General features: G+C 63.8%; 10 protein-coding genes. 5 read left to right on the forward strand and 5 right to left on the reverse strand.

Annotation, left to right across the window (positions count from 1 at the left end; translation table 11 throughout):
- Window positions 1-25: 25 nt before the first annotated feature.
- Window positions 26-1351 (reverse strand): xylose isomerase, encoded by a 1326-nt coding sequence (gene xylA / locus E5W87_RS28915; RefSeq protein WP_292405312.1) that lies wholly within the window; start codon window positions 1349-1351, stop codon window positions 26-28.
- 113 nt (window positions 1352-1464) lie between these two features.
- Here xylA and E5W87_RS28920 point away from each other — a divergent pair, with 113 nt between their 5' ends.
- Complete coding sequence (locus E5W87_RS28920) at window positions 1465-1827, forward strand: nuclear transport factor 2 family protein (RefSeq protein WP_292405315.1); 363 nt, start codon at window positions 1465-1467, stop codon at window positions 1825-1827.
- Window positions 1828-1862: 35 nt separating this feature from the next.
- Here E5W87_RS28920 and xylB read toward each other — a convergent pair whose 3' ends face one another.
- From xylB to E5W87_RS28935, 3 genes are all read right to left on the reverse strand, one after another.
- Entirely contained in the window at window positions 1863-3317 is a 1455-nt protein-coding gene (xylB, locus tag E5W87_RS28925) for a xylulokinase (RefSeq protein ID WP_292405318.1), read from the reverse strand.
- An 81-nt stretch (window positions 3318-3398) separates the two neighbouring features.
- Window positions 3399-4721: a tetratricopeptide repeat protein gene (locus tag E5W87_RS28930; protein ID WP_292405322.1), complete on the reverse strand. Its 1323-nt coding sequence runs from the start codon at window positions 4719-4721 to the stop codon at window positions 3399-3401.
- Window positions 4722-4730: 9 nt separating this feature from the next.
- Complete coding sequence (locus tag E5W87_RS28935) at window positions 4731-5354, reverse strand: LysE family translocator (protein ID WP_292405325.1); 624 nt, start codon at window positions 5352-5354, stop codon at window positions 4731-4733.
- Window positions 5355-5558: 204 nt separating this feature from the next.
- Between E5W87_RS28935 and E5W87_RS28940 the strand changes: the two genes are divergently transcribed.
- The 3 genes from E5W87_RS28940 (at window position 5559) to E5W87_RS28950 (ending at window position 8345) form a co-directional block, all read left to right on the forward strand.
- Window positions 5559-6332 (forward strand): L,D-transpeptidase, encoded by a 774-nt coding sequence (locus E5W87_RS28940; RefSeq protein ID WP_292405331.1) that lies wholly within the window; start codon window positions 5559-5561, stop codon window positions 6330-6332.
- A 118-nt stretch (window positions 6333-6450) separates the two neighbouring features.
- Entirely contained in the window at window positions 6451-7617 is a 1167-nt protein-coding gene (locus E5W87_RS28945; RefSeq protein ID WP_292405334.1) for a diphosphate--fructose-6-phosphate 1-phosphotransferase, read from the forward strand.
- Between the two features lie 2 nt (window positions 7618-7619).
- Complete coding sequence (locus E5W87_RS28950; protein WP_292405351.1) at window positions 7620-8345, forward strand: MBL fold metallo-hydrolase; 726 nt, start codon at window positions 7620-7622, stop codon at window positions 8343-8345.
- On the opposite strand, the gene E5W87_RS28955 is transcribed toward E5W87_RS28950, so the two are convergent.
- On the reverse strand, window positions 8312-8500 hold the full coding sequence (locus E5W87_RS28955) for a hypothetical protein (RefSeq protein WP_292405337.1): 189 nt from the start codon (window positions 8498-8500) through the stop codon (window positions 8312-8314). The genes E5W87_RS28950 and E5W87_RS28955 overlap by 34 nt on opposite strands.
- 250 nt (window positions 8501-8750) lie before the next feature.
- On the opposite strand from E5W87_RS28955, the gene E5W87_RS28960 reads away from it, so the two are divergent.
- A partial coding sequence (locus tag E5W87_RS28960; RefSeq protein ID WP_292405340.1) for a trypsin-like peptidase domain-containing protein occupies window positions 8751-9572 on the forward strand: 822 nt, incomplete at its 3' end.

Here is a 9572-nt window from a genome sequence, read left to right on the forward strand (position 1 = left end):
TCAAAAGACCCGCCGGTGCGACACCTCAGACGTACCGGTTGACGATATTCTCGAGCAGTTCCTGGCGGCCGGATTTGGGCTGCGGCTCGATCTTCTTCTTGACGACGCGCTCGGCGATCTCCTCCAGCGTCCGCTTGCCGGCAAGCATCGCCTTGGCCTCGGCAGAGTTCCAGCCGGCATAGCGCTCGGCCAGCGGGGCGGACAGCGCCTTGTCCTCGACCATTTTGGCGGCAGCCTTGAGGCCGCGTGCGCAAGCGTCCATGCCGCCGATATGGGCGATCAGCAGATCCTGCGGATCGAGCGACTGACGCCGCAGCTTAGCGTCGAAATTGGTGCCGCCGGTCTTGAAGCCACCCGCCAGCAGGACCTGGTAATAGGCCAGCGCCATCTCCGGCACATTGTTGGGGAACTGGTCGGTGTCCCAGCCCGACTGGTAGTCGTTGCGGTTCATGTCGATCGAGCCGAAGATGCCGAGTGCATTGGCCAGCGCCAATTCATGCTCGAAGGAATGGCCGGCCAGGATCGCATGGCCCTGCTCGATGTTGACTTTGACTTCCTTCTCCAAGCCGAAGCGTTTCAAGAAGCCGTAGACCGTAGCGACGTCATAATCGTACTGGTGTTTTGTCGGCTCCTGCGGCTTCGGCTCGATCAGGATGGTGCCCTTGAAGCCGATCCGGTGCTTGTAGTCGACGACCAAATTGAGGAAGCGGCCGGCCTGTTCCTGCTCGCGGGCAAGGTCGGTGTTGAGCAGCGTCTCATAGCCTTCGCGGCCGCCCCACAGCACATAGTTCTCGCCCTTCAGCCGTTTGGTGACGTCGATGCAGTGCTTTACCGTCGCTGCCGCATAGGCAAAGACATCCGGGTCGGGATTGGTGGCGGCCCCCGACATGAAGCGGCGGTTGGAGAACAGGTTGGCCGTGCCCCAAAGCAGTTTGACGCCGGTCTGCTTCATCTTGCCGGCGAAGTAATCGGCGATCTCGTCGAGGCGAGCGGCACTTTCGGAAAAGTCCCTGCCTTCCGGCCGTACATCGGCATCGTGGAAGCAGAAATAGGGTGCGCCGAGCAGCGAAAACATCTCGAAGGCGACATCGGCCTTGAGCTTGGCCAACTCCATCGTGTCGGTGCCGCCGGCCTTGGCGAACCAGGGCCGATCGAAGGTCTGGCCGCCGAACGGATCGCCGCCCGGCCAGGCGAAGGAATGCCAGTAGGCGACGGCAAAGCGCAGATGGTCTTCCAGCCGCTTGCCGGCGACCACCTCGTCGGGATCGTAGAACCGGTAGGCCAGCGGATTGGTCGAATCCGGTCCTTCGTATTTGATGGTCTTGATGTCGCCGAAAAAGCCGCTGCTCATGATTGTCTATCCTCTCGCATGGTTCTGTCCTGATTACCTCAGGCGTAATTGGTTTCGCGCTGGCGCTGGGTGAAAAGGGCCATGTCAAAGCCACTCAACAACGGAGACAGACCATGACCGACCTCAACACGATCGCCGAAAACTACATCACCGCCTGGAATGAGAGCGACACCGCGCGCCGGCAAGCCTTGCTCAAGGCGGCCTTCACCGAGGACGTCAGCTATCGCGATCCGATCATGCAGGGCGACGGCCATGACGGCGTCGCCGCACTGATCGACGGCGTCCAGCAGCGTTTTGCCGGCTTCCGTTTCTCGCTGAAGGGCAAGCCGGACGGGTTTGGCGACACGATCCGCTTTTCGTGGAATCTCGGGCCGGAAGGCACGGATTCCGTCATCGAAGGCACCGACATCGGCGTCATCGAGAATGGCCGCTTGAAAAGCGTCACCGGCTTTCTCGACAAGGTTCCGGCACAGTGAGGTCATCTCAGGCCTCGGCAGGGGTGGGAAACCACTCACGCCGTGGCGGCCTTGATGGCTGGGTAAAGCAAGCGGTAGCGCTGATAAGCATCCGCATAGGCATCGCTTAATGCGGCGACCGGTTCGATGGTGGCATCGGTGGCCGGCGCCGTGCACACTCTGAGCGGATCGGCACCCGTCGCCGCGATCATGCCGAGCCGGGCTGCACCGAAGGCAGCGCCAAAATCGCCGTCGGCGGGAATGTCGACGGGCAGGCCGAGCGCGGTGGCGATTACCTTCAGCCAGTAGCGCGAGCGCGAGCCGCCGCCGATCGCTGTCACCCGCGACAGCGTCGTGCCGGCCCTGGCCAAGGCTTCGAGACTGTCGCGGAAGGCGAAAGCCACGCCCTCCAGCACGGCCTGGGTCAACACGGTGCGGCTGGTTTCATGCGCAAGCCCGGTAAACGAGCCGCGAATGGCCGAGTCATTGTGCGGCGTGCGCTCGCCAGACAGATAAGGCAGGAAGGACACGCCGGTCGGCGCTTTCAGCGCATCGCCGAGTTCGGCGGTCAACTCGCCGGCGCCTTTCCCTGATATTTCCGACAGCCAGTTGAGCGAATCGGTTGCCGACAGGATGACGCCCATCTGGTGCCAGGTGTCGGGCAGCGCGTGGCAGAACGTATGCACCGCGCTTTCCGGGTTTGGCAGATAGGACGCGTTGGCGGCGAACAGCACGCCTGAGGTGCCAAGCGAGACGAAGGCCTGGCCGGCTGCGACCGTGCCCATGCCGCAGGCCGACGCCGCATTGTCGCCCGCGCCGCCGGCGATCGGGATGCCGGCCTGCATTCCCCATTTCGAGGCCAATTCGCTGCGCAAGGCGCCAGCCTTCTCAGTGCCTTCGACCAGCGACGGCATCTGCCTTTCGTCGAGCGACGTGGCAGTGAGCAGGTCGGATGACCAGCCCCGCTTGCCGACATCGAGCCACGACGTGCCGGCCGAATCCGACATCTCCGAAATGTGTTCGCCGGAAAGCCAGAGTCGCAGGAAATCCTTCGGCAGCAGGACCTTTGCCACCTTGGCGAAAATATCAGGCTCGTTGTTTTTTACCCAGACCAGCTTCGGCGCGGTGAAACCGGGAAAGACGATGTTGCCGGTGAGCTTGCGAAAGCGCGGATCGGCGTCGAGCTTGGCCGCCTCGGCATGGCTGCGTGTGTCGTTCCACAGAATGCAGGGGCGCAGCACCTGGTCGCCGGCATCGAGCAAGGTAGCGCCGTGCATCTGGCCGGACAGGCCGATGCCCTTCACGGCCGCGAGCTGCCCCGGATGGGAGCCCTTGAGCTCGGCGATCGCTTGCTCGCAGGCGCGGATCCAGTTGGCGGGATTCTGCTCCGACCAGCCGGGATGCGGCCGCGACACGTCGAGTGAAGCATGGCCTGAGCCGATGACGGACTGCCCGGCATCGATCAAAAGCGCCTTGACGCCCGACGTGCCCAGATCGAGGCCGAGATACATGGTATCCTCCCAATGCCATTAATTTTTTCGGATCTCGAAAAAATCTGACTTGGCAGTTTTTAAGACAAGATCCGCCTCCGGTCAATTCTCCGACAAAACGTCCGCCCGACGTGAGAACAGCGCCGACAGCGGACTGTCCGGCCGCGCCAGCGCGCGTTCCGCGGCAAGCGCCTTTGCCAGCGCATGGTCGCCGGATCGCAGCGCCGCCTCGATCAGCGTCAGGTCGATGACGTCGCGTTGCGCGTGGCTGCCGCCGAAGCGATGGGCGATCGCCCGGATAGGGCGTATCAGGCGTACCGTCTCGGCATAATTGCCGTCGCCGAACGCCTTGATGGCGAGCGTCAGGGGATGGCCGACGTCCCGGGTGAAGGCGGCGTTGTCATCGTTGCCGTTCATGGCCTCGCGCTGCGCCTCGATCAAGGTGCGAGCCGGCGCTTCGAGGCCGGCGCCGACGAAGGCCATCATTGCGTGGGCATCGTTGAAGGCATAATTACCGGCGCTTGCCTTGGCCCAGTTGGCGGCAAGTGCCGCCCAGCGGGCGCCGACATCGACGCCGCCGAGATGCAGCCGCCACAGGATCGCTGAGGCGTCGACCATGTTGAGCGCCAGCGTCGAGCGCTCGCCGTAGATCGGCCCATCATAAAGCGCCAGCACCTGGTCGGTTTCGCCGAGATCGTAGTGAAACAGCGCCAGATGCCACCAATTGTGCACTTGCAGGAAGCTTTCTTGCGTCCACGCTTCGGGGTTGGCGCGCATCCACAAAATGCCGTCCTTTTGCCGGCTTTGCATCTCCATGACATGCGCGACGGCGTGCTGTGCCCAGCCGTCGCGCGGCTCGATGTCGACTGCTGCGCGGCCAAGCTTTTCGGCGCGCGCATAGTCGCCCATTTCCTCCAGCCCGAACGCCTGCATGCCGAGTATGGCGTGATAGCCCGGCATGCCGTTCTGCCACGACGGCAGCGCGCGGCCGATGCGGTCGCGCAGCATGCGGGCGTTGCCGGTGAAGAAATCGATCTGGTGCCCGGTCTGCAGCGCCAGCGCGTCGAGCGGAAACTCGATGGCGATATCCTCGAGCAGGCGGGCGGCTTCATGCCAGTGCCCTGCGGCAAGATGGCCAAGTGCTGCGACATGCGCCTGCTCACGCGTCGTCGCGGCAAGCGGCAGCGCCGCCTCGTGGCATGTCCTGGCCACGGCTGTCGCCTCGCGCTCGGTGGCGAGGCCGAAGAGATAGCCCTTGAACACGTGCGCCATGACGAAGCCGGGATCCTCGGCGATGGCGCGGCCGACCGAGAAGACCGGATCGCCGATGAAGCATTGCAGTTCGCGGACAGCCTGGCTGTAAGACGAAAACCCGGCGTCGGTGGCGCCCGAAAATGTCAGGCCGAATGCGTCCCTGACTGCCATGTCATGTCCTCAATTGCCCGAACGCATCGCCACCGTGGCGATGCCGGCGCCGATCAGCAATGTGCCGCCGGTGCGATTGAAAATGCGGATCGCCCGGGGATTGCGCACCACGTTGCGCGCTCTAGCCGCGATCAGCGCATAGCCGAAGGCATTGGCGAAGGCGAGCGCCAGGAAGGTGGTTTCGAAGATCAGCATCTGCGTCCAGAAATCGCCATGCCGGTCGAGGAACTGCGGCAGGAAGGCGACGAAGAAGGTGATGCTCTTCGGATTGAGCGCGGTGACCAGCCAGGCATGCGCCATCATCTTGGCCGACGAAACCGCATCCAGGCGCGGCTCGGCCCTGAGCGCGCCACCGGCGCGAAACAGCTTGATGCCGAGATAAATCAGATAACCGGCGCCGATCACCTTCAGCACTGTGAACACGGTGGCCGACGCCGCCAGCAGCGCGCCGATGCCGAGCATCGACAGCGTCATCGCGGTGAAGTCGCCAAACGCCACGCCGACCGCCATCGGCAGCGCCATGCGCCAGCCCTGGCCGAGCGCATAGGACACGACCAGAAGGATGGTCGGGCCGGGAATGACAAGAAGGATCGTCGAGGCGGCGGCAAAGGCGGCCCAGTTTTCGAAGGACATGCTCGTCTCCTTGAGCTCAAAGAAGAGGATAAATCCTTGACCCCGCGACGATGTAAAGGGGCAGCATTGAAATAGACGGCACGACGGCTCGGCCAGAGGTTAAGGTAGGGCAAGACGTCTTCACGCTTTTTCAACCATGATTGGTGAAAATACCATCGATCCGGCCGGACCGTGTTTCCCGCCGATAGCGTAGGGTTTGGGTAGATGCGTGAGTTGCCGCAAGGTCTGACGCCGCCGTACAATGGCGACGCCGTCGAAATCGAAATTTCCGAAATCCAGCTTTCCCGCCGCGCGGTGTTGTCCGGCGCCGGTGCGCTAGCGTTGCTCGGCGTTGCCGGCTGCAGCCAGACGCTCGATTTGCCATCGCTGCAACTCGACGGCGTCACCACCGGCGCGATCACCCCTATCCGCCCGAGCATCAGCGTCGACAAGAACATCACCAGCCCTGGTGTGATGTATGCCTCCGTCACCGACGGCGGCTTCACATTGCCGGAAGTACCCTACCTCAAGGTCAAACCGGAGTTCCGCCGCCAGATCGTCGTCGATCCGACCGGCGAGCAGCCTGGCACCATCGTCGTCCATTCGCAGGAGCGGCTGCTCTATCTGGTGCAGCCCGGCGGTGACGCGATCCGCTACGGCGTCGGCATCGGCAAGGAAGGCTTCCGCTGGTCCGGCCGCGCCAACATCCAGTACGGCAAGGAATGGCCGGTCTGGACGCCGCCGGCCGAGATGATCGCCCGCAAGCCGGAGCTGGTGAAATGGCAAGGCGGGCAACCCGGCGGCCCCGAAAATCCGCTCGGCGCGCGCGCCCTCTACATCTATCAGAACGGCCAGGACACCGGCTACCGCATCCACGGCTCGCCCGAATGGTGGAGCATCGGCCAGGCGATGTCGTCGGGCTGCGTTCGCCTGATCAATCAGGACATTATCGACCTCTACAGCCGCGTCTCCAGGAAGAACCCGGTCGTCGTCGTTTGACCCTCCCGGTTATCGTCTGACCTCATAGCGGCCGGCGCGGCCGCTCGACTCTCCCGTTGCGTGATCTCGCAAGACAGGCGAATGTGCTTGCAAAGCCACTGCTCGGGAGACGTGAAGCATGTCCGGAACTTTTGTGATCGCGCAAGGCGGCGGCCCGACCGCCGTCATCAACCAGACGATGGTGGGCGCCGCGCTCGAGATCCGCAAGCGGCATCCCGGCGCCAAGGTTCTAGGCTCCATCCATGGCGTGCGCGGCATTCGTGACGGCAACTATGTCGATCTTTCCGCCATTGCCGAGGACCGGTTGCGGCTGATTGCGGCAACGCCGAGCGCCGCCCTTGGCTCGACGCGCGACAAGCCGGATGCCGCATATTGCGAGATCATCCTCGACGGCCTGAAGAAGGCCGGCGCCGACGCCTTCATCTACATCGGCGGCAACGACACGTCGGGCACGCAGCAGATCCTGACCGACGCCGCCGGCGGCAAGATGGCTTTCGTCCATGCGCCGAAAACCATCGACAACGATCTCGAGGAGAACGACCACACGCCCGGCTTCATTTCGGCGGCCGAGTTCGTTGCCGGTGCCTTTCTCTCGGTCGACCTCGACTTCCGTGCCCTGCCCGGCATCTATGTCGGCATCGTCATGGGCCGGCACGCCGGTTTCCTCACCGCCGCCGCTGCCGCATGGCAGCTTGACCCCGACAGCGGCCCGCATCTCGTCTATGTGCCGGAGCGTCCGTTCTCGGCTGCAGCCTTCATCGATGATGTTCGCGCCACGCTCGACCGCCACAAGCGCTGCATCGTTGCGGTCTCAGAAGGCGTCAGCACCGCCGACGGCAAGGCGCTGGTCGAAAGCCTGGTGCCGCCGGACAAACTGGAGCGCGATGCGCATGGCAACGTCAAGCTGTCGGGCAGCGACCTGCCGGCCGCCCTCGAGCGCGCGCTGGCCGAAGGGCTGCCGGGCAAGCGGGCGCGCGTCGATGCGCTCGGCTACATGCCGCGCGGCTATGTCGGCGCCATCAGCGCCGTCGACGCGCAGGAAGCCTTCGACGCCGGCGCTTTCGCCGTCAAGGTGGCGGAAGAGGGCGGCGGCTCGGTAGCGCTGCAATATGACGGCAAGAAAACCGTGCTGAAGAAGGTGCCGCTGAAAAACGTCGCCGGCAAGACGCGCCACATGCCCGACGATTTCATGCTGCCGGACGTCAACCAGCTCTCCGATGCGGGCATGGCCTATCTGAAGCGGCTGGTCCCCGAAAAGTACAAGGTCGGGAAGCCGTTCGTCTGATGATGACTGACTGGTTCAGCAAGACCGTCGTGGACGCCAAAACGACGACGCTGACCGAGCCGTTCGTGCATGATTTCGTGCGCGCCAACATATGGCATCTGCGCGGCCGCGACGTCGACCTGCTCGTCGACACCGGCATGGGGATTTGCCCGCTGGCGCCGCAGATCGATACGCCTAATGGCAAGCCGCTGCTCGTCGTCGCCACCCACATCCATCTCGACCATGTCGGCTCGCTGCACGAATTCCCGTTGCGGGCAGGGCCGAGGATGAGCGCCGCGCATTTCGACAGCATGGACGAAGCGGTCACCTACGCCCACATGTTCCACGATCTCGCCGGTGCCGTCTCGAAGCTGCCGGCGCCCGGCTGGAAAGCAGCCGATTACAAGATCCCGCCGGCGCCGCTGACGCGGACGCTTGAAGAGGGCGACACGGTCGATCTTGGCGATCGGCAGTTCCGCGTGCTGCATCTGCCCGGCCATTCCCCTGATTCGATCGCGCTGTTCGACGAGGCCGATGGCCTGTTCTTCGCCGGCGACGCCATCTACGACGCCATGCTGATCGACGACCTGCCGGACTCCGACAGGGGCGCGTACCGCCGCACCATGCAGAGGCTGCTCGATCTGCCGGTCCGCATCGGCCGTGGCGGCCATGGACCGAGCTTCGACGCCAAACGGATGCGCGAGATCGCTAACGGCTATCTCGGGCGGACTGACGGGATCGGCGCGTAGGAGCCGTCGATGGCCGGCAGGACAGAGCCGGGAACAAATGCGAACTCAATGATCTCTGCATTTTGTTCTTGTTTTGTGCCGGCAACTATGCTATTGATTTCCGCATGGTGCTGATTCGCGCCGCCGACCCGCCGCAAGGCGGTTTTTTGTTTCAAGTCGGCTCCATTCCCTTCATCAAGGGTTCGAATCCAGCCATGCGTCTGGCGAGCGGACGACACTCACCCGTTATATTAAATCTTCGTAATATCATCTGGAAACCACGATCGCCGCCCTAGATGCGGGGGCTGTCGATCCGGTCGGCTGCCTGCCAGGCGAGACAGGCGAGGCGACCTTCGACACGCCGAATGGGCGGTTCCCCAACGGAACGCCACGGCGCCCGACCAATTTCTCGCCCGGACAACGGCCATGTCACCCATCCATATTCTTCGCAGACATCGCGTCGCCGCCTTGCTGGGCGCCGCATTGATCGTCAGCCCCTTCATCCTGCCGCTCGCCCCAAAGCTGAATGGCGCCCTGGCAGAAACAGTGACCCCTCCCGTCACCGGCATGACTGTGCCCAATGGATCGTTCGCCCCGATCGTGGCGGCCGACAAGCCGGCAGTGGTGACGATCACCACCGTCATGAAGGCACAGTCGGAGACCATGAGCGACGCTGCTCCCTTCGGCGACAACTCACCGTTCGACGACTATTTCCGCCAGTTCTTCGGCGATCAGGGACTGCCCGGCCCGAGGACCCCGCCGCAGCAGCAGGCGCCTCGCGCAGAGGCGCTCGGTTCCGGCTTCATCGTCGCTGCAGACGGCACCATCGTCACCAACAATCACGTCATCGACGGCGCCACGTCGATCAAGGTGACGCTCGACGACGGCACCGAACTTCCCGCCGAGCTGGTCGGCCGCGACGCCAAGAACGACCTCGCCGTCCTCAAGGTCAAATCCGACAAGACTTTGCCGACCGTCAAATGGGGCGATTCCGACAAGCTCATGCCCGGCGACCAGGTGCTCGCTTTCGGCAACCCGTTCGGCCTCGGCACCACGGTTACATCAGGCATCGTCTCGGCGCGCGGCCGCGATCTGCACAGCGGGCCGTTCGACGACTTCATTCAGATCGACGCACCGATCAACCACGGCAATTCCGGCGGTCCGCTGATGGATGTGAGCGGCAACGTCGTCGGCATCAACACGGCGATCTTTTCGCCGAATGGCGGCAGCGTCGGCGTCGGCTTCGCC

Source organism: Mesorhizobium sp., from assembly GCF_004962925.1.
Classification (GTDB): Bacteria; Pseudomonadota; Alphaproteobacteria; order Rhizobiales; family Rhizobiaceae; genus Mesorhizobium.